A 19,835-nucleotide genomic window follows, 5' to 3' on the forward strand; every position below is an offset into this window, starting at 1 on the left:
CGCAGGCTCGGCAGCTGCTACCCGGATTTGCTCATCATTCCAACAAGCAGGATTTGAGACATGAACTACACCAACCCAACCAAACTGCAAGCCGCCATCCTCGACTGGGCCGGCACTGTGGTCGACTTCGGCTCCTTCGCCCCGACGCAGATTTTCGTCGAGGCTTTCGCCGAGTTCGACGTCCAGGTGTCCATCGAAGAAGCCCGTGGCCCGATGGGCATGGGCAAGTGGGACCACATCCGCACCCTGTGCGATCTGCCGGAGGTTGCCGAGCGTTATCGTAAAGTGTTCGGCCGCACGCCGACCGACGATGACGTCACCGCCATTTACCAACGCTTCATGCCGCTACAGATCGAAAAAATCGCCGAACACTCGGCACTGATTCCCGGGGCGCTGGAGACCATCGCCAACCTGCGCCAGCAAGGGATCAAGATCGGCTCCTGCTCCGGTTACCCGAAACAGGTCATGGACAAGGTGGTTGAACTGGCCGCCACCAACGGCTACGTGGCCGATCACGTGGTCGCCACCGATGAAGTCCCGAATGGTCGCCCATGGCCCGCCCAGGCGCTGGCCAACGTCATCGCCCTGGGCATCGACGATGTCGCCGCCTGCGTGAAGATCGATGACACCGTGCCGGGCATTCTCGAAGGTCGCCGCGCAGGCATGTGGACCGTGGCGCTGATCTGCTCCGGCAATGCCCTGGGCCTGGACTACGAAGGTTATCGCGCCTTGGGCCGCGACCAACTGGACAGCGAGCGCAAGCGCATCCACGGGATGTTCGAAGGCTCGCGCCCGCACTACATGATCGACACCATCACCGATCTGCCGGAAGTGATCGCCGACATCAACAAGCGTCTGGCCAACGGCGAAATGCCACAGTCCAGCTGATAAATCCCCGCATTGCCCTTGTGGGAGCCTGCTCCCACAAGGGTCTTTGTGCCGAGGTTACTCAGTGATCTTCTCGAAGTTGCGATAGAACATGTCGTCGTCGCGGCTGTCGGTCATCGAATGTAGCTGGTAGCTGCGATTGAGCCGTGCACCGCCGTCCCGGGTCAGTGGCGACCAGACGAGGTTGGCGCGGCGCATGGTCGACATGCTCATCAGTTCATCGAACGGAATAGACAGGTAGATGCCTTTGTCGAAACTACCTTCGCCATATTCAGCACCGGTTGCGGTGGTGATCGTTGCCCACGCACCAAACCGTACGCCGTTGGAAAACTCCCGCGAGATATCCAGCGTGCCCCCCCAGTCGCCTGCCAGGTAACGCCCGACGCTGACAGCTGCCAGCGTGTCGTAGGGCAAGTCGGTGTAGCCGGTGATGTGACCGGTCAATACCGAATAATCACGCAAACCAAACCCCTGGTCGAACTCACGTTGGCGCACGTAGTTCAGGTCCGCGCCCACCGACCAACGCTCGCCGGTCGGACGGAACAGCACCTCGCCCCCGACACCGGCAAACATCGACTCCAGGTAGCCGCCGTACACCATGCCATACAGGTCTTTGTCCAACTGCTCGGCATGGCTGACCTGGAACAACGGCATGGTGACATCGGACGTGGTCATGTACTGACGCAAGTCCGTGCGCACGCGGGGCAAGCCGCTGGGTGCGTCATAGGTGAACTTGTCGAAGTTGTTGATCAGGTTGGCACTGAGCAAACCACTCCACCAGGTGTTGCGGTTGAAGCGGTACTCGGCGTCCGCGTCGGCGCTGAACTGATAGAGCAAGCCATCGGGGCCACCGACGTTCTGCTTGAAGCCCAGACCGACGCCATAGGCGAATGGTTGCATCGCTTCGGTGTAGAGGGTTTTCTCGTTGTGCGGCATCGCCGGGTTGATCTCGGTGGTGCGGTGCAGCGCTTGCAGCGGCTCCTCGTTGTCGATCACTTCGCGGAAGGTTTGCCGAGGCACGCTGGTTTCTTCAAGTGGCAGGCCGTAGCGCTTGTTCACCACGGTGAACCAGTCGATTTCGTCGTTGACGCTGTTGTCCAGAATCCGGCTCGCGCGGCCTACGGCCTTGGCCGAATGGAAGTAACGCTGCTGCTCGCCGTACACGAACAATTCGGAATCGCGCTGGCTGATGCGCTCGACCTTGTACCCGGCATTTTGCTGCAGGCGCCGGGACACATCGGCCCAGTTGACCTGATCCATCCCGGTGCTCGGCGCCTTCGCCGGCAAGGGTTCAGCCGGCGGGTCGAACGTCTTGGCCGGCGCCTTGCGGCTGGCGAAGTTGGTGTGGAAGGTGACGCCGAACATCGCCGTATTGCCGCGCTCCCACGCTGCGCTGACGTCGATCGAGTCAGTCAGCTTGAACACCGCGCCAAGGTTGATCGGCGAGTCCTGCTTGATCTCGTTGTCCTTTGGCTCGTGCTTGTAATCGTTGCCTTCGTATTCGAGTTTCAGGCTGAGCCGATCCCAGGGTGTCTGGTAGCTCACGCCGCCGAAAAAGGATGGGCTGCCGCGAAAATAGGCCCCGGCGTTGACATCACCGGTACCTTCGCTGTCGGGCCGGGTCTTGAAGCGATCACTGATGTAGCCCAGCGGGTTTTCGAAGTCACCGCGGTTGCCCAGGTAACCCCAGGCAATGCCGGCGCTGAAATCAAAATTGTCGTAGCGCTTGTTGGCCACCACGAATTCACTGGAGAACAGGCCCGTACCACCGATGTCCCGGAAGCCCAAGGCCACCTCGGGTGCCCAATGGGTCTCTTCCCACAGGCGAGCCTTGAGGTCGACCGCCTTGTCCTTGTAGCTCTGGTTGCCGCTCAATGATTCGGGGCCATAGGGACGGTTGGTGATCGCGGTGTAGCGAAACGAGCCTTCCAGCCACTCAAGTGGCTGAAGTGAAACGCTGTAACGGCTGTAGGGGTCGGTGCGGTTGGCATTCAGGCTCAATTCACCGGCCGGCGCCATCCGCGCCGTCGGCGTTTGCAACAGGCCCGCGCCACCGAAATCATTCTGGGTAATGCGTGGTTCTGCATAAGCCAGACCACAGGGCAATAACAATACGGCTGCAAAACGTAAATTCAACGAACCACCTCAGCCAGCTGCGTGGCAATAAATTCGGCCAACTGCTGATTCAGTTCAGGGATAGGCGGATCAAGGTCATCGTTTTTGACCGGGACCAGAATCTTGCTGCCGGCGACAGGTATCTGCCCGCTCTCGCGATTCCAGTGCGCAATGCCGACGCGCCGGGTGACGCCGTTGGGCTGGATCAACCACAGGTAATCGGCGTCCGCATCGACCAGCGGCGTGCAACCCTGCAGGTAATCGCGGGCCTCTTGCAGCGCTTGATAGGGCAACCGACACGACTCGGCGACAGCGCCGAGCACCTCGACTTCGTCGACCCGCAGCGGGTAGATGAGGCGATCGCCGTCGTCCAGGCGAATGTTGCGGGCAAACCCGACTTCCACGGCGACCGGGTCCAGGACAGCCACTTGGCGCCCGGTGACCGGCATGCGCCTGACTTGCTCGGCCAACCGCACCGCCAGGGCAGCCCGGCTCGGTCTGTCGAACAGCACGGCCATGCGCTGCAACACGTCCAGATCGAACAGCACCCCGGCCTTGAGCCGGGTCTGCTCTTCGACCAGGGACTGACGCAGCAATACGCCCGCCAACCAGTAACTCTCGGCATTGGGCTGTGCCACGCTGATCACGTCCAGCAATCGCCCGCCCGCCGGCAGGTCGACCGCCCCCGGGTTGGCAACGTCACCGGTGACGGTGACCGCTGCATGGCTGATGCCAGTGATCAACAGCAGGCACGCCGATAGAGCCCTGACCCGCTTCACCGGGCATGCCTGCGGTCAGGGGTCAGTTGCACGATCTTGACCCGCAACTGCGAGGTCAGTTGCTGCTCACTCTGCACAATGAAACCGTCAACGGGATCGACCCAGTAACGATTGGTCGCACGCAGGCCGATGGCCGGCGCGTCAATCTGCTCATCGACACGTAGCACGGCGTATTCCTTGTTGAGGATTTCCAGGGTTTCCATGGATTTGCGGGAGAAGCGACTGTTCAAGGTCACCCCGACTTCCTGGCCCTGGTAGAGATCGATCCAGCGCTGACTGGTATAGCCATCGGGCACTTGATGGAGGCCTTGCTTGAAGGGCGAGACGTCGGCAAGGCGCGTCCCGTCCAGATCGCCGCCCAGGCCCAGGCCGATGCTGCGCACCGCCAGGCCATCACGCATCAGCAGGACCTGTTTGCCGGACGCGACCCAGAACTGCAGGTCGCCGCGCTCACGCACCAGCGCCAGCACGCCGGAACCGGACGGCGTGGTCAGCTTGAGCTGGGGATAGCGCACATCCGCCACCTGGGCCGCCGTCACGTCCAGCTCATTGGGCCCCACCACCGCTGATTTGAGGTTGGTCATCGAAGCGACCATCAGCGGGTTACAGCCACACAACATCAAGGCCGCTATCAAGCAGACGCCAACATTCAACGTTCTCACGATCGGACCCGGCCTTAATTGCTGTTGCTGCTGACTTCACTCATGTTCTTCGCCGCGGAAGCGCCCGTACCGACAATCGATGCCGACGGCACCAATTGGCTGATGAAGCGATTCCAGCGAGTCACGTTGGCAGGACCTACGTAAACAACGTCCTGGGGACGTACTTCAAAGTGCGTGGCCAGCGCCATGGCGGTCGGGGATTGGGCTTGCAACTGGTAGACTTTCGCCGGTTCCACATCGAGGTTTTCAACACCCCTGATCACGTACACGGCGTTACCGTTGGAGGTGGTCTGACTCAATCCACCGACCGAGCCCAGCACATCGGACAGGTTCATGGTGGCGGTCTTGAAGCTCAGTGCGCGGGGCTGGTTGACCTCGCCCATGACGTAGATGCGTTTTTTGTCGTTGTACGGCAGATACAACTGATCGCCACCCTTGAGGTAGACGTTCTGCAACTCGGAGTCCGGCTGGTTGAGCGTGTCGAGATTGAGCGTGTAGACCCGCCCGTTTCGCGTCAGCAACAGACCGGACAAGTCGGCACTCGCCGTATCGATACCGGCAGAACCGAGGGCCTCGACCACACTGAGCGGGTTGGTGGAAATCGGTTGCGGACCGGCCTTCGAAACGGCGCCCGTCACCACGACTTTCTGGCTGGAAAAGCGCAACACGGCGACATCCACTTGCGGTTCGGCGATGAAGGCCGACAGCCTTTCTTCGATGTCCGATCGCAGTTGCTGGACGGTTTTACCGGCCGCCTGGACCTCTTTGATAAACGGGTAGTAGAGCGTGCCATCGGCACGGACCAGGCGACCGTTGGCATCAATCTGCTGTTGCGCGCCGGAGGGTGCGGTCAGCTCCGGGTGGTCCCAGACCGTGATGTACAGGACATCGTTACTGCCAATGCGGTACTCGGCCGGGGCCGCCAACAGTTCCGTCGGCACGGACTCATGCTTTTGCGTGGCCCTGTTCATGGAAATGAGCTTGGGCGTGATCGCAATGAGCTCGACCCGACTGCTTTCACTGGCGCCCTGGCGCGTGATGTCACTGGTGCTCAGGTATTGGCCGGGGGAAAACATGCAACCTTGTAAAGCGATGCTTGCCAACATTAAAAGAGAAAAGCTACGAGTCATAATGGCACTACGCTATTCAAGGGCGAATCTAAAAACAAAGTCACCCGATTTGCATCGGGCGACCTTGTACTGCACCAACAGATGTTTCAGTTAGTTGTGCGTGCCGGTTGTACCCGTGGTACCTGTCGTACCCGTCGTACCGCCGTTTGCACTTCCACCACTGTTGGACGCCGCTACAGCACTGGCGACCATTGCAGTACTGGCTGCAGTGGCTTGAGTCGCCGCCACGTTACCCAATACATTGGTCGCAGTTGTAAGCGGCGCTTCTACCGCAGACGCCAAGTTGCTCAACATCGTCAACAGGGCAATTGCCATCACTTTCTTCATATCAACTCCTTTCTAACATTCAACCCGATCGAAATCGGGCATTACGTTAGAGGTGGTAGAGTTCAAGTCCGCAAAAAGTGCGAACAAGATCCGTTGTTCTTTCACAGTCTTACCCAACTGATAAAAGTCGAACGGCAGGTTTATATCTACGGGCTTGCAAAAGGCATGACCAGTGTATTTTCCCGACGATATCTAACAACCTGACTGGAAATAACATCAGGCTAAAACGCCATCATCCCAGATAGCCTTTGGGGTGATTCGATTGCCAGCGCCAGGTATCCGTGACCATGTCCTGCAAGTTGCGCGTGGCCTTCCAGCCCAGCTCTTTCTGCGCCTTGGAAGGGTCGGCCCAGCTCTCGGCGATATCACCGGAGCGACGCGGCATCATTCGATAGGGCACCGGCTGACCGCACGCCTGCTCGAACGCCCGCAGCACTTGCAACACGCTGTAGCCATCGCCGGTGCCCAGGTTCCAGGTATGAATGCCGGTGCGCCCGGCGATGGACTGCAAGGCCTTGAGATGGCCATCCGCCAGGTCCACGACGTGGATATAATCGCGCACCCCGGTGCCGTCGACCGTAGGGTAATCGTTGCCGAAGATCGACAACTCTTGCAGGCTGCCAACCGCCACCTGGCTGATGTAGGGCACCAGGTTATTCGGAATGCCGCTCGGGTCTTCGCCCAGATGACCGCTGTCATGCGCGCCGATCGGGTTGAAGTAACGCAACAGCGCGATGCTCCAGCGCGGCTCGGCCAGGCTCAGGTCACGCAGCACATTTTCCACGATCAGCTTGGATTGACCGTAGGGATTGGTGGGGTTGCCCGTGGGGAAATCCTCGCGGATCGGCATCTGCTCCGGCTCGCCGTATACCGTGGCCGACGAACTGAACACCAGGCGAAACACCCCGGCGGCGGCCATCGCCTGACACAGCGTGATGCTGCCGCTGACGTTGGTCTCGTAATACTCAAGCGGCTTGCGCACGCTCTCGCCCACGGCCTTGAGACCGGCAAAGTGCAGGACGGCATCGATGGCATGCTGCTGGAAAATCCGGTCCAGCAAGGCCCGGTCGCACACATCACCGCGAATCATCAGCGCACTCTTGCCGCAAATGGCTTCCACCGCGTGCAATGCCGCGTCGCTGCTGTTGCAAAGATTATCCAGCACAACAACTTCATAGCCTGCTTCAAGCAATGCGAGCGTGGTGTGCGAACCGATGTATCCAGCTCCACCCGTTACCAGAATTTTCATAGTGCGGTCCATAGTGGGAAAAGTGCGAAGTTGCGTGTCAAGTCCCTCTTGTTAAAGGTGTGTGCTGAACCACACAAATAAGAGCGACTACAACCAAAAACAAAATTAGTTCAACGACTGGCAATAAATATTTTTTCAGGCCAAACTGTATTGCGGGATACTTATTAGCATTCCGACGCACACACCACTATCAACAGATGCCGACTAAAAATAACCAACAACTATCAACCCGACATCTCATAACATTGTTGCGTTATCCGCACATTGCTATTTGCCACTAGTGGCCATACTCAGGTATTAAAGTAAGCCTTCAATAATCATTGAAACTTGCAATCACTCGTTATTGCGCGCACCCGTTGGCTGTGTTCCATGACTGTCCAGGATACTTTTATGATTCGTAAATGTTTGTTCCCCGCTGCCGGCTATGGCACTCGTTTCTTGCCGGCGACCAAAGCCATGCCCAAGGAAATGCTGCCGATCGTCAACAAGCCATTGATCGAGTACGCCGTTGAAGAAGCACGGGACGCCGGCCTGCAACACATGGCGATCGTCACCGGGCGGGGCAAGCGCGCGCTGGAAGACCACTTCGACATCAGCTATGAACTGGAGCACCAGATTCGCGGCACCGAGAAAGAGAAGTTCCTGGCCGGAACCCGCGAGCTCATCGACACCTGCACCTTCTCCTACACCCGCCAGGTGGAAATGAAGGGCCTGGGTCACGCGATTCTCAGTGGTCGCCCGTTGATCGGCGACGAACCCTTCGCCGTGGTACTGGCCGATGACCTGTGCCTGAACCTGGAAGGTGATGGCGTCCTCACCCAAATGATCGAGCTCTACAAGAAATTCCGCTGCTCGATCGTGGCCATCCAGGAAGTCCCCCGCGACCAGACTCACAAGTACGGCGTAATTGCCGGCGAGCCGATCTCCGACGGGATCTACCGGGTCAACAACATGGTGGAAAAACCTGCCCCGCAAGACGCCCCGTCGAACCTGGCGATCATCGGCCGCTACATTCTGACGCCGGATATCTTCGACCTGATCGCCGACACCGAACCGGGTAAAGGTGGCGAGATCCAGATCACCGACGCACTGATGAAACAGGCGCAGAACGGCTGTGTGCTGGCCTACAAGTTCAAGGGTTTGCGCTTCGATTGCGGCGACGCCGAGGGTTACCTGCAGGCGACCAACTTCTGCTACGAAAACCTGTACTTGAAGGGCCGCTAAGACGGCTCCAACCCCCGACGCCCACTCTTCATTCAGGCAGGCCAACCATGAACATTGCACAACTTTCGGCATACATTGAAATGGAGGTGGGCAACCTCGGGGTGATGTCCTCGTTATCGCGCCATCAGCGGTTGCCGAGCGCCAACGAGTCCTGGCTCGGCCCCACTCTGCTGGTGGAACGAATCGGTATGTTTCCCTCTTCCGGAGACATCCGCCGGCCGATGCTCGACCCCTATCCCCTCCTCGCTCACCTGAAAAGGCTTTACCGCGGGCAGGCGCTGGAAATCGATGACCGCGACGGGCTGAAAGTGATATTCAGCGACTGGCGATTCCGGGTGCGCATTTGCTGCAACGACCCGGCCATCATCATCAACGTGGAAACCCGTTGTGCTACGCAACTGATGCCGCTTAAAACCGCAGAGCTGCTCGCTCATCTGGAGCACTTCGAATCGGCTGCCCTGTAGGAGCGAGCTTGCTCCGGGCGGCGTTCCGACGATGGACGCCAACGATAACGCGCCCTGTCTGAATGACCGCGTTGTCCGGACGTTTTTCGCGAGCAAGCTCGCTCCTACAGTGCCGCGGTACTTCCACCGACGATCAGACGATAAAAGAAATCGGCAATCACTCGCCCACCCGTGGCCGGAACCGGATGAATCTTGTCCGGGCCGATCATGGTAGCGGCATAACGCTTGAAGTCGGTACCGAACGCACACTGCAGATTGGCGTAACCGAGGTGTTCCTTGCGCGCCCAGGGTTCCAGGACTTGCGCATAGGCCGACATCGGGTAAGCGCTGGAACGTGTCGTGTCCTGACGCAGGATCAGGTTGATGCTCGCCGCCGGTTGAATCTCGCGGACCATCCCCACCAAACCCTGAATGTTCTTCAGGTACTGCTCCGGCTTCACGCCAAAACCCTGGTCGTTACCGCCCAGCATGATCAGGTAGATGTCGGCGGGAATCTTCGACACCACCGTCTTCCACTGCGCCTGCCAACGGCTATCGCCGTGGTAGAAGTCAGCGGACGCCGCGCCGGACGCCGCGAGTTTGGATACCCGCACACCCTCCTGATCGTTGCTCATCCACAGGCCGAAGAGGGTTGGCGCGCCTTTCACCACTTCCAGCCGGAACGCCCAGTCTGTCGCTGCCGACGTGCCTGGCAGTGGCACTTCCTGAACCCCTGAGCCTGCAAGCGTCAATGGCTGCCAGGATTGCGACGGTGCCCAGCGGTAGCGAACCTCATTGGGTTCGCCATTGCCGAGGTAGAGCAGTTTCGCTTGGGTGACAGCCGTGTTGATGGCCGGTGTCGGATTGGCATCGATCTCCAGCCAGGCACCGGGCCGACCGGTAAGGGTTCGACTGTCGGGGCTGGCCTGACCAAGGGCGGACACCTGCCAGTCACCGCCGAAGTACTTTTCACTGCTGCGGGTGTATTTGAAGTGCGTACCGCCCAGTGCCGCGCCGTGGTTGAAGCCGACATAGCCGGGACCGGCGAAACCCGTCTCCCCGGCCAGCCGCTGCACCAGTTTGTTCAGATAGAAATCCTGCCCGGCGCTGTAGCTGTCGCCGATCACCGAGATGGACAGGACCTTCCCGCCCTTCCCTTCGCGCCACTGGCCAAACCGTTCACGAGCGTCGCCGACTTCGACCACTGACGCCGCAACTGGCTGGACGTCATCAACTGCCAACATGCATCGCTTCCTTTACTCGAACACTCATCAGGTTTGAGGCACCGGGGCGACGTTTGCCGGTGGTTTTTTAGCCGCCGCGCGCTCACCCAGGAACAGCACGGAGGTGAAGTTGAATCGACTGAAAACCATCGATAGAACAACCGGCCCCAGCAAGCCACACGCCAGGCCACCGAGCACCAGAAGGCTTTCGTCCTTCACGCCCAAACGCCCCAGGACAAACCGCGAAGTGGCGGCAAACAACACATGGAACAGGAAGATCCCATAGGAATACCCGCCGAGCCAGGTCAGCCACTTCGAGCGCATGTCGCTGGACAGCAACGCAATGCAGGACACGCAACCCACGGTCAAACCGATCAGGCTGCGGCGGTCGACGATCAACTCGCGATCAATCGCCGCCACGTACAACAGCGTCAGCGAGATCAACACAAACACCAGCGGCCCGATCACCTTGAACCGTTGCTTCAGCGCATCGACATTTTCCTGACCGATCATCCCCGCCACAAAAAACGGTAGCAGATAGATCGCACCGTTGATGCCAAACGCATCGAACTTGAACGGCGGCAGCAGAAACACCCCTGCCGCAAACGCAAACAGCAGGTACAAGCGTGTCGCCGTGCGCAGCAGACCACGCCACTCCAGCAAGCCGACGAACATGAAAATGATGAACACTGCCTGCAGGAACCAGAAGTGGTTGACCGGCACCCAGAACGACAACAACGCGTCGATCACACCGACGTCCTTGTTCACACCCGGCCCCACCGCCTGCAACACCGAGAACGGCACGCCCACGCAAAACAGCGGCACGATCAGCCGTCGCACCTTGCCGGAAAAGAACACCGAAAAGTCATTGCCGCGGATTTTGTAGATGGAATAGATGTAGCCGGAGATAAAGGTGAACAGCGGCATCCGCACATACACCATGGAGTCGGCGATCACCCGGAACGGCGAGCCCAGGTCTATTTTCAAGCCGCCGCCCAACGGGCCGATGACGTGATAAAGCACCAGCAGCAGGCACGCCAGGCCACGCAGGGTTTCGATCTCCAGGGACTTTTTCTTGCTCGACATAAAGCACCTGCCTCAATTCAGAATTCTTGATTCAACCTGCGCCGGCTTGTTCGCCCGCAACATCAATCCCAGGCCCACGAACAACACGGGCACCACCATCGAGAAGTGCCGGGCAAAGGAGCCGAAGTCCGGCTCGAACAGGCCTTGAACCAGCAGAAACGCCAGGGGAATCGCGATCAGTTCCTTAGGCTTGGTCTGGATCGGCGCGCCTTTGTAATCGGTCGAGGTGATGACTTTGAACAGCAGCAGCGCGGTCATGATCATCAATGCCACGAAGATCACCTGCCCCGGCCCCGACAGCAGAATCAACTCCACCGGGAACGACAACCGGAAGAAGATGATCATCGAGTCCAGCGCCTGCGAGACAAAGTCGCTACCGCTGAGCCACGAGACGATCAACGACTTGGACCCTTCCTCGCCCGCCGTGCGCAGTTCGTTGTTGCTGGCGCGAATCGACGACACCGGAAACCCGAGCGCCACCTGGATCGCCATGGCGACCGCCAGGTAGAACAGGAACAGCATCAGGAAGAAGGTGACGCGCGAGACATACTTCTTCATCACGCAGACACCGACCCAGGACAGTGAAAACAGAATCCAGTAGGGTCGGATCAGTACGCCGTAAATCACCGCCGAGAAGAAAAATCCGCCGCGATATTTGCGCGTCAACGAGCTGAGCAAAATGCTCAACACCGCCACCGACACAATGATTTCCTTGGTCAGGTTTTCAAGGAAAAACGAGCGAACGATGCCCCACAGACACAGCGTGCCGAAAATCGCCAGCGGCATGCGCCGGAAGACCACCACCGGAATCGCCGTGAGGAAAAAATTGCAGAACATGCCGTAGGCCCAGGCATTGGTCAGATTGATCCCGGTGGGCCGCAGCAGGAACGCCGAACACTCGTAGGAAGAGCGATCCGGCGAGAACGGGTTCCAGAAATTGCAGTTGTCGGCACGGGCGTAGGACGACCACAAGGTCATGGCATCCGGGCCAGGATCGCGAGGGACCAACAGCGGCATGGCCACCGACAGAAACAACCCGGTGAACAGGATCAGGAACGAAATCGAGGAATCGAGTCTCTTGCCGCGAAACTCGATGCACGGCAGCTTCAACCCCATGCCAAAGCCCCTTTCGGCCGGGTCACACGGGTCAACACGGCAATCACGCCGAGCTGCACGATGATCGCAAAGACGTTGCCCCAGGCAGCGCCGTAGATCGAGTAGTGCTTTATCAGCACGTAGCTGACCGGCACCGAAACCAGCAAGCAGATCGCTGCGCTGGCCAGTGACACCCGGCTGTTTTTAGAGGCAATCAAGCCGCCCCAGACGATGTCGCCAATGGCACGCAGGGCGAAGGAAAAAATCAGCACGCCGAGGATCGCGTTGTCCGGACGCGGAACACTCGTGGCGACGTAATCGAGCACAACATTGAAGAACAGATAAATCAGTACCGCCACCGCGGCGGACACCACCAGCGAGCGCATGACCCATTTGTTGACGAACAACTGCCGGACCGTGAACGGCTGTTGATCCGCCTGGAAACGCTTGGCGAGCACCGGAATGCCGACCACCGCCACCACCGCATAGGACAGCGCCTGCAAGGTATTGGCCGCCGACCAGGCGTACACGTATTTACCAAGGCTGGCGTAGGGTTCGATGTCGATGATCAGAAAGCGCTCGACGTACTGACTCAACGCGATCAACCCTGTGCCGAGATAGAACGGCAACCCGGCCTTCCAGACCGTTTTCGTCGCGAGTGAACCCGTCACCCGGCCCTTGTGCACGTTCACCACAATCAGGTAACCGGCGACGATCACCAGCACGTTGGCCACAACCCACAACCACAGCACACTGGCGATCCCGGACACCCAGCCGAGCATCATCCCGCCCACCGCCAACAGCGCCCAGAGGCCGGTCTTGATGAAAAACAGCAGCGCGCCGGCCGTGGCTTTCTGCGCGGAAAACACGAAGGAGTTGATTTCGAACGACAGGTGTTCAGTGAGCAAAACCAGCGTCACGCACAGGATCAGCGCAGTCGTCGCATCGACTGCCTGGAACAGCGAATACACCAACACCGTCACCACCGACAACAGCAGCCCCACGGCCAGGTACAGCAGCAGGACCCTGTCGACGACCCGTCGCGAACTGCCACCGACGCTGATCAACCGATTGATTTCGGAACTGAAGCCAACGCTGTAGAACTTCGACGCAATCAACGAGGCCGCGACCACCACGCCGTAAAAGCCCAGCGCCTCATAACCGAGGAAATGGGTGATCGCCAGCACCAGCAAAAACTTCGCGCCCAATGCTCCGCCGCGAAGCAGTAGCCGAAATATCATCGAACGATACCTTTGATGATGTCGTCCATGGCCACGGTTTTTGCCTCGATCTCGCGGCAGGTGTCGGTCAGGCGTTTGCCGAAACCGGACAGTGCGTTCGGCGCATAGACCGTGTCGATGATGGTGTCGACATTGATGTCGCCGCCGTTGATCACCCAGTCTTCCACGCCCATGTCCTGATAGGCGCCGAAGCCTTTGCGCTCATAGCTGATGTGGTAGGCCGGGACGCCGGACAGCAGCGATTCGATGGCGCCGTGCAGGCGCACGGAAATCACCAGGTCCGGCTGATACTTTGCCAACGTCGCTTTCAATGGCAGCAGGTCTTCGGTAATGCCCAGTTCGCGATAGAACGCACCGTCATCGTTGCCGCGAACGGCGCTCTGCACCGCGCATACCACTTTGCTTTTGTTCTTCAAGCGCTGCAGCAGCAACTTCAGATTGGCCACGTAAGCGACTTTCTTCTCCTTGCTCCACTCCGGCGGCTTGCGCAGCACCACACACACCGTTGCCGGCGATGACGCGCAACGGGTGAACTTTGGCTGCATGAGGATTTTGCTGGCCAATGACTGCACCGCCAGATCCGGTGCGCGGTAGACATTTTCACAGGCGTCGAAAATTGCCGACGACCTGTTGTCACGCACGAACACCGCATCGGCGCTGGCGTAGTGCTCGACGATCTTGCTGCTCTCGCCGTGGAACGGCCCGATGCTTTGCGGCAAGTACACCGACGGCACTTTGCTGAGAATCGCGGTTTCCAGTTGCTTGGCGTGGCCCAGTTTCAACTTGATGTGTTCGAAGGCGCTTTTGGAGCGCATGTAGCCGCCACCGACGCCGACGATCAAATCGGTTTTCTTCAACAGGTCAGCGAGACCGGCGTAGGACTGGTTGAGGAACACCGCCTGCTTGACCCGCCCCAGCCCCTTGGCCGCCATGACCGGCGCGTCAAAACGCGGGTGCGGCAAGTAACTGAAGGATTCCGGATCGGAGGCCACGACACTGATCGAGGTGTCGTCACCAAAGTTTCGCTGCACCAGGGCAATGGCCAGATCCACGAGCAGACCGTCACCGGAGTTGGACGCACTGTAGCCATGCAAAATCGTTACGTTCATATGCTTGAGTTCTACTTAAAAAGTGGGGGCGCGATACAGGTCATAGGTCTGGCGGATCATCAGCGCGGCGCTGAAGCGCTCGCGGACGATGCTGCGCCCTTCGCTGCCAAGGTCGAGCAACCGCGGCTTCTGGATTTTCGTCAGCACATCGGCCAGCGCCTGGTGGTCCCCGCTGGGGAACACGTAGCCGGAGACCTCATTGGTGACCAGTTCGGGCAGCGACGTGCAGTTGCTGGCAATCACCGGCAAGCCCATGGCCATGCCTTCGAGCGGCACCATGGCAAAGCCTTCCCAGCGACTGGGGACGATCAGCGCATCGGCTTTACGGTACAGCGCCTGGACTTCGCTCGGCGTCACCCACGGCAGGTATTGAACCCCTTCCATCGGCGGGCACTCGACCGAGTCCTCGTTCACGGCACTGCCCACCACCGTCAGTTTCAGGTCGCTGCGCTGGACTTTGGCGAAAGCCTTGAGCAACACGTCGAAGCCTTTCTGATAATCGAGACGACCGACGAAGAGCAGGTGAATAGGCTCGGGACCGTTGGTTTTCGGCGCGTCATCCTTGTGATGAATGCCGTTGTAGATCAGCTTCATGCGCTTGCGCTCGATGCCGAACCGCGCGGCCTTGTCGAGTTCGTACTGGCTGACGCAGATGATCACGTCGGTGACCTTCTGCAATACCCGCTCGATCCACCCGTAGGCTTTCTGCTTGGTCGGCGAGCTTTCCATCAGGAACGAAAAGGCATGGGGACAGTAGACGATCTTCGGCTTGCGCCAAGGTCGCAACAGCACGCACACGCAACGCCCGATGACACCGGAAAAGGTGCTGTGCAAATGCACGACATCGGGTTTCTCCTTGAGCATCACCTGAGTCATTCGCCAGGCGAAACGCAGCAAGGACGGCACATTGCGTCCGGTGCGGGCGAAGGTGCGGATCTGCTGCCCGGCAATCCCGTGCAGTTCCTTTTCCTGATCCTGCGGAACCAGATAGACCAGCTCATAGTTTGCCGCGTCGCCTTCGGGCGAAGCCGAAATCGTGCGGATCACCGTCGCGACGCCACCTTTGATCGTCTCTGCCACGTGCAGTATTTTTTTCACAACTCACCCACTTCAAACATGAAAGGACAACCGCTGACACTCAGGATTTATCGGACGCGTATTCGTAGTTGTAATAGCCGTAGCTACCGTTGCCGTAGTAGCTGGCCGCGCGCTTCTCGACGCCGTTGAACACCGCGCCCTTCAACTCGATGCCGTTCTGGGCGAATCGACGAATCGTCAGTTCGATCTCTTTGGCCGGGTTCACCCCGAAGCGCGTGACAATCAGGCTGATCCCCGCTTCGCGACCGACAATCGCCGCGTCCGTCACCGCCAGCAGCGGTGGCGTGTCGATGATCACCACGTCGTAAAGCTCGCTGAGTTGCGCCAGCAGCTCACGAAAGTTGACGTGCATCAGCAGCTCGGAAGGATTGGGCGGGACCTGCCCACGACTGATGAAATGCAGGTTGTCGACTTCGACTTTATTGATCGCCTGCTCGATGCTGCAACGCTTGACCAACAGGTCCGACAAGCCGTTGGTGATCGGTGTGTTCAGCGTCTTGTGCAGATGGCCTTTGCGCATGTCGGCATCGATCAGTACGACTCGCTGCCCGCTTTGCGCCATGACCGCCGCAAGGTTGGAGGAGACGAAGGTTTTGCCGACCTGCGGGCTCGGGCCGGAAATCATGATCCGGTTGTTGGTCGAGTCGAGCCCGGCAAAGTGCAGGCACGTGCGCAAGCTGCGGATCGACTCGATGGACAAATCCGTCGGGTTACGCAGGGCCAGCAGGTAGGCCGGCTTGTCCGCTCCGTCCTTGGCACGAACCTTTTTACTGTCTTCTTCCTGTTGCAGCGCGCTGTATGGAATCGACGCGTACACCGGCAAGCCGAGTTGTTCGATGGCCTCCGGACCCTCCAGGCCTCGGCTCAGGGACTTGCGCAGCAACACCAGCGCTACCCCGAAAAATGCACCGAGGAAGGTTGCAATCAGAACGATCAAGGCTTTTTTCGGTTTGATCGGGCTGGTCAGGTCGACATCCGCGGAGTCGACCAAGCGCACATTGCCCACAGCCCCTGCCCGGACGATGTCCAGCTCCTGGGATTTGTTCAGCAGTTGCGTGTAGATCTGCGATGCCACCTCCACGTCACGTGTGAGGTTCAGCAGTTCCTGTTGCGTCGCAGGCAGGTCCTGGGCCTTGCTCTCCAGCGCCTTCTGCTGCTGGGTCAATTCACCGATCTGGGTCATCAGTGCGCGGTACGCCGGATGCTGCCTGGTGAACTTGCGATCCATCTCCGCCTGTTGCATTTTCAGCTCGGAGATACGGGTGTCCAGACTGACGACCTGTTCCAGCACCGATTGGGTTTCGAGGGAAATGTTGACCGTCTTGCCGCGGGTCTGATAACCGTTGAGCGCATCGCTGGCCTTGGCCAGGTCGCGTTTGACCTGCGGCAACTGGCCTTGCAGGAACGCCAGGCTCTGCGCCGCTTCCGCCGACGTGCGCTGCACGTTCTGCTGCACATACAACGAAGCGATTTTATTGAGGATTTTCACTGCCTCGGCCGCGTCGCTGCTGGCCAGGGCCAAACGGATAATCCCCGACTCCTTGCCTTGCTCGGAAATATCCAGCGCATCCTGGTAACTCTGGATGGTCACGATCCGTGGATTGCGCACCACTTCGAAGCGGGTGCCAGGGTTCGCCGACAGCTGAGCGATCTGCCCCTCTACTTCGTTCTGTTTGAACACCTCGCCAGCGACGCCTTCGACCAGCAGGTTGTCGTTTTCATCGAACAACTGGAATCGATGCTGCTCACCGGCGATCAGCGTGAGTTTCTTGCCCAGCAGTTCTTTCGGCAGATTGAGCCGGTTGATCTCCAGGCGCTCACCGCCCCAGGCGTAGCTGTTCAGGCCGAAACGCGGCGCCGCGACACTGAACTCGGTCTCACCGCGATAACGTCGGGCGAGAAAACCGCCAATGAGCGGGAAGGTGTTGGGGGTGACGTCGATATCAAGGCGCAGATCATCGACCGTTTTGCCGATCACCGCACGGGACTTGATGATGCCGATTTCGGTCACCGACGGCGATTGACCGCCGAGCATGCTGTTGAGATCGGAAAACCCGAGCATGTCGTTCTTCTTCGGCTCGACCTGCACCAGCGCGTTCGCCAGGTACACGGGCGTTGCCAAAACCGCATAGGCAACGCCGGTCGCCATGAAGGCACCGGTGAGCGCGCCGATCAACCATTTCTGGTCAATCAAAGAGCCAAATATGCCGAGAAGATCAATACTGTCTTGATCGTTGTCACGGGTGCCGATTACTGACGGTAACTGCATAAGTCTGTTCTTACCATTCACTGATCTGAAGAATATTCATCAATGTCCGAGGCGCTGCGCCCATGAGCTAACAGCATCTTCAATCAATGCATGGGCATGAATAAAAGCGGCCTTTCCTTGACGATACGGATCCTGTATTTCTCGCTCGCTCTGCCACTTTCCGAGTAGAAACACTTTGCCCCTGGCATGAGAGGCAATCTTCAGTACTTGTTTTACATGCTCTCTTTCCATGACCAGAATCAAGTCTGATTCATTAACGATGTCCGGTGTAATTTGCCGCGCCTTAAACCCCTGGGCGTTGTGCCCGTGATCTTCCAGAACCTGGAGGGCCGACGGCTCCATGGCCTCGCCGACCCGCGCGGCAAGGCCCGCCGAGGTCACCGTGATCGCTGAAGGGGCCAGCGCGTTACGCAGCAAAGTTTCTGCTGTCGGGCTTCGGCAGATATTGCCCACGCAGACGACAAGGATCTTTCTGAACAAGGTTACTTTCCCGTGTAATATCAATAGGCCAACATCTCGAGTGGGCTTTAGTGAACCCACAAGACCTTGCGGCACTGAGAATTAGATTCGCCCTGTTAATACAAGTGCATTAAGTACCACAGCCCCCAAAAGCCACCCAACCAGAATTACCGGACCAAAAATAACTGTGATTTTCTGGAACTCACTACCTGACAAAAAATAACATTCGTGCACTTCGCGTCCTCGCGGGCATCGAAATAAAAGCAACAAGTCAATGATTGGAAAATGTCATTAGCCGCCAGGAGAACAGGCATGAAATCAGCACGTTTCAAACGGCTCACTGCCTCAACCCTGTTAATGCTGGGTGCAGCCAGTCAGGTTTACGCCAGTGACGTGTTCCCCGTACTTGCCGCCAACAAAACCATCGGTGTCCAGGTGAAGATCCAGACCTTCTCCCCCACCGACGCCGAGCAGATCAAGGCCGCGGGCTTCGGATTCGTGCGCTTTGGCGTCTGGACCAACAGCCTGGGCGGCCCGGCGTATCAAAAGCAGATCAGCGATGCCTTCGCCGCGGCCAAATCCGCCGATCTGCCGGTACTGATGACCGTACGCTCGACCAAGGCGCTGACCACCGCCCCCGACAACACCAGAGAACTCGTTGCCGCAGGCGAATCGTTCGCCAGTTCGGTGAAGGGGCTGGAGCAGTCATACGGCGCGCAGCTCGTCGCGATTGAAATATGGAACGAACCGGACCTGGCGAAGTACTGGCCAACCCGAAATCTCGACACGACCTTTGTTCCGTTCATGAGTGCCCTGTGCAAGTCGCTGCAGGACCAACCGCCATCGACGCCGCTGATCGGCTTTGGCTTCGCCCGGCCACCGAGTGCCGGTACGACTTCAGCATTGGCGTTGAAGAAAATCGTCAGTGAATACCCCCAATGCCTGAGCGCGATCTCCTATCACCCCTATGGCATGTCGGCGGCGCAGATCAGCAAGACCCAGGCGTTTATTCAGCAAAACTTCCATCTACCGGGCGTCATCAGTGAATGGGGCGTGCCCTCCCTCGGCTCCAACGGCGGGACTGAAGCGCAGGCCAGCAAAATCAGCGCCTTCATCGCCGACGTCAAGAAACTCGACATCCCGCTGACATCGATTTACGAGTGGAAAAACAGTGAAACGGGCAGCAACGACCGGGAGCGAAACTTCGGTTTCCTGACCTCCGACGGCCAGGCCAAACCGGCGAAAATGGCTGTTTCTACCCAGTTGAATCCGCAATAGGACGTACGTCCACCTGGCGCTGACGGTCAGTTGCCTGGAACCTGTGCCGCGTTTTGGCATCGTATTCATCGATACCAGGCCCCGCCTTTCAAACAACCGTTTTCAGGTTGTTGCCGCAGGGGCCGTCGATACACGTACACGCCCTTGAGTGGCTGTCAGC

General features: G+C 58.8%; 18 protein-coding genes. 4 read left to right on the top strand and 14 right to left on the bottom strand.

From position 1 onward, the window contains the following. Window positions 1–60: 60 nt before the first annotated feature. The gene (gene phnX / locus PMI34_RS03885) at window positions 61–888 is read left to right on the top strand and encodes a phosphonoacetaldehyde hydrolase (RefSeq protein WP_008053297.1); all 828 of its coding nucleotides are present in this window, start codon (window positions 61–63) and stop codon (window positions 886–888) included. A 57-nt stretch (window positions 889–945) separates the two neighbouring features. Here the strand turns inward: phnX and PMI34_RS03880 are convergent, their stop codons facing one another. The 6 genes from PMI34_RS03880 to galE form a co-directional block, all read right to left on the bottom strand. Beyond that, entirely contained in the window at window positions 946–3,024 is a 2,079-nt protein-coding gene (locus tag PMI34_RS03880; protein ID WP_008053300.1) for a YjbH domain-containing protein, read from the bottom strand. Then, window positions 3,021–3,782 (bottom strand): capsule biosynthesis GfcC family protein, encoded by a 762-nt coding sequence (locus PMI34_RS03875; protein WP_008053302.1) that lies wholly within the window; start codon window positions 3,780–3,782, stop codon window positions 3,021–3,023. The genes PMI34_RS03880 and PMI34_RS03875 overlap by 4 nt, the downstream gene beginning before the upstream one ends. Then, a complete protein-coding gene (locus tag PMI34_RS03870) occupies window positions 3,779–4,444 on the bottom strand; it encodes a YjbF family lipoprotein (protein ID WP_008053304.1) in 666 nt (221 codons plus the stop codon). Before PMI34_RS03870 ends, PMI34_RS03875 begins: the two co-directional genes overlap by 4 nt. 14 nt (window positions 4,445–4,458) lie before the next feature. Beyond that, entirely contained in the window at window positions 4,459–5,520 is a 1,062-nt protein-coding gene (locus PMI34_RS03865; RefSeq protein ID WP_050562115.1) for a polysaccharide biosynthesis/export family protein, read from the bottom strand. 144 nt (window positions 5,521–5,664) lie between these two features. Next, entirely contained in the window at window positions 5,665–5,901 is a 237-nt protein-coding gene (locus tag PMI34_RS03860) for a hypothetical protein (protein ID WP_008053308.1), read from the bottom strand. Between the two features lie 232 nt (window positions 5,902–6,133). Beyond that, on the bottom strand, window positions 6,134–7,150 hold the full coding sequence (gene galE / locus PMI34_RS03855; RefSeq protein ID WP_008053310.1) for a UDP-glucose 4-epimerase GalE: 1,017 nt from the start codon (window positions 7,148–7,150) through the stop codon (window positions 6,134–6,136). A 390-nt stretch (window positions 7,151–7,540) separates the two neighbouring features. On the opposite strand from galE, the gene galU reads away from it, so the two are divergent. Continuing rightward, a complete protein-coding gene (gene galU / locus PMI34_RS03850; protein WP_008053311.1) occupies window positions 7,541–8,374 on the top strand; it encodes a UTP--glucose-1-phosphate uridylyltransferase GalU in 834 nt (277 codons plus the stop codon). 47 nt (window positions 8,375–8,421) lie between these two features. Further along, window positions 8,422–8,838, top strand: coding sequence for a hypothetical protein (locus tag PMI34_RS03845; protein WP_008053312.1), 417 nt, complete (start codon window positions 8,422–8,424; stop codon window positions 8,836–8,838). 104 nt (window positions 8,839–8,942) lie between these two features. On the opposite strand, the gene PMI34_RS03840 is transcribed toward PMI34_RS03845, so the two are convergent. Genes PMI34_RS03840 through PMI34_RS0127550 form a run of 8 tightly spaced genes read right to left on the bottom strand, consistent with a single transcriptional unit; the run spans window position 8,943 to window position 18,418 of the window. Continuing rightward, entirely contained in the window at window positions 8,943–10,061 is a 1,119-nt protein-coding gene (locus PMI34_RS03840) for an SGNH/GDSL hydrolase family protein (RefSeq protein ID WP_008053313.1), read from the bottom strand. A gap of 27 nt (window positions 10,062–10,088) precedes the next feature. Further along, entirely contained in the window at window positions 10,089–11,126 is a 1,038-nt protein-coding gene (locus PMI34_RS03835) for an acyltransferase family protein (protein ID WP_008053314.1), read from the bottom strand. A gap of 12 nt (window positions 11,127–11,138) precedes the next feature. Then, window positions 11,139–12,242 carry a hypothetical protein gene (locus PMI34_RS03830; RefSeq protein ID WP_008053315.1) on the bottom strand — a complete coding sequence of 368 codons (1,104 nt, stop codon included), beginning with the start codon at window positions 12,240–12,242 and terminating at the stop codon, window positions 11,139–11,141. Next, window positions 12,233–13,462, bottom strand: a complete 1,230-nt coding sequence (locus PMI34_RS03825) for a polysaccharide biosynthesis C-terminal domain-containing protein (RefSeq protein ID WP_008053316.1) — start codon at window positions 13,460–13,462, stop codon at window positions 12,233–12,235. Before PMI34_RS03825 ends, PMI34_RS03830 begins: the two co-directional genes overlap by 10 nt. Continuing rightward, window positions 13,459–14,571, bottom strand: coding sequence for a polysaccharide pyruvyl transferase family protein (locus tag PMI34_RS03820; RefSeq protein ID WP_008053317.1), 1,113 nt, complete (start codon window positions 14,569–14,571; stop codon window positions 13,459–13,461). Before PMI34_RS03820 ends, PMI34_RS03825 begins: the two co-directional genes overlap by 4 nt. Before the next feature lie 15 nt (window positions 14,572–14,586). Next, a complete protein-coding gene (locus tag PMI34_RS03815; protein WP_008053319.1) occupies window positions 14,587–15,669 on the bottom strand; it encodes a glycosyltransferase in 1,083 nt (360 codons plus the stop codon). A gap of 40 nt (window positions 15,670–15,709) precedes the next feature. Beyond that, window positions 15,710–17,938: a polysaccharide biosynthesis tyrosine autokinase gene (locus PMI34_RS03810; protein WP_008053320.1), complete on the bottom strand. Its 2,229-nt coding sequence runs from the start codon at window positions 17,936–17,938 to the stop codon at window positions 15,710–15,712. Window positions 17,939–17,977: 39 nt separating this feature from the next. Continuing rightward, on the bottom strand, window positions 17,978–18,418 hold the full coding sequence (locus PMI34_RS0127550; RefSeq protein ID WP_032829881.1) for a low molecular weight protein-tyrosine-phosphatase: 441 nt from the start codon (window positions 18,416–18,418) through the stop codon (window positions 17,978–17,980). Between the two features lie 291 nt (window positions 18,419–18,709). On the opposite strand from PMI34_RS0127550, the gene PMI34_RS03805 reads away from it, so the two are divergent. Next, on the top strand, window positions 18,710–19,675 hold the full coding sequence (locus PMI34_RS03805; protein WP_008053321.1) for a hypothetical protein: 966 nt from the start codon (window positions 18,710–18,712) through the stop codon (window positions 19,673–19,675). The last annotated feature ends 160 nt before the right edge of the window (window positions 19,676–19,835 follow it).

Source organism: Pseudomonas sp. GM74 (assembly GCF_000282455.1).
Lineage (GTDB): Bacteria > Pseudomonadota > Gammaproteobacteria > Pseudomonadales > Pseudomonadaceae > Aquipseudomonas.

Coding starts and splice junctions, on each gene's coding strand:
- PMI34_RS03835 (WP_008053314.1), bottom strand. CDS start 11,126: ATGTCGAGCAAGAAAAAGTCCCTGGAGATCGAAACCCTGCGTGGCCTG.
- PMI34_RS03860 (WP_008053308.1), bottom strand. CDS start 5,901: ATGAAGAAAGTGATGGCAATTGCCCTGTTGACGATGTTGAGCAACTTG.
- phnX (WP_008053297.1), top strand. CDS start 61: ATGAACTACACCAACCCAACCAAACTGCAAGCCGCCATCCTCGACTGG.
- PMI34_RS03830 (WP_008053315.1), bottom strand. CDS start 12,242: ATGGGGTTGAAGCTGCCGTGCATCGAGTTTCGCGGCAAGAGACTCGAT.
- PMI34_RS03810 (WP_008053320.1), bottom strand. CDS start 17,938: ATGCAGTTACCGTCAGTAATCGGCACCCGTGACAACGATCAAGACAGT.
- PMI34_RS03820 (WP_008053317.1), bottom strand. CDS start 14,571: ATGAACGTAACGATTTTGCATGGCTACAGTGCGTCCAACTCCGGTGAC.
- PMI34_RS03845 (WP_008053312.1), top strand. CDS start 8,422: ATGAACATTGCACAACTTTCGGCATACATTGAAATGGAGGTGGGCAAC.
- PMI34_RS03805 (WP_008053321.1), top strand. CDS start 18,710: ATGAAATCAGCACGTTTCAAACGGCTCACTGCCTCAACCCTGTTAATG.
- galU (WP_008053311.1), top strand. CDS start 7,541: ATGATTCGTAAATGTTTGTTCCCCGCTGCCGGCTATGGCACTCGTTTC.
- PMI34_RS03840 (WP_008053313.1), bottom strand. CDS start 10,061: ATGTTGGCAGTTGATGACGTCCAGCCAGTTGCGGCGTCAGTGGTCGAA.
- PMI34_RS03865 (WP_050562115.1), bottom strand. CDS start 5,520: ATGTTTTCCCCCGGCCAATACCTGAGCACCAGTGACATCACGCGCCAG.
- PMI34_RS03825 (WP_008053316.1), bottom strand. CDS start 13,462: ATGATATTTCGGCTACTGCTTCGCGGCGGAGCATTGGGCGCGAAGTTT.
- galE (WP_008053310.1), bottom strand. CDS start 7,150: ATGAAAATTCTGGTAACGGGTGGAGCTGGATACATCGGTTCGCACACC.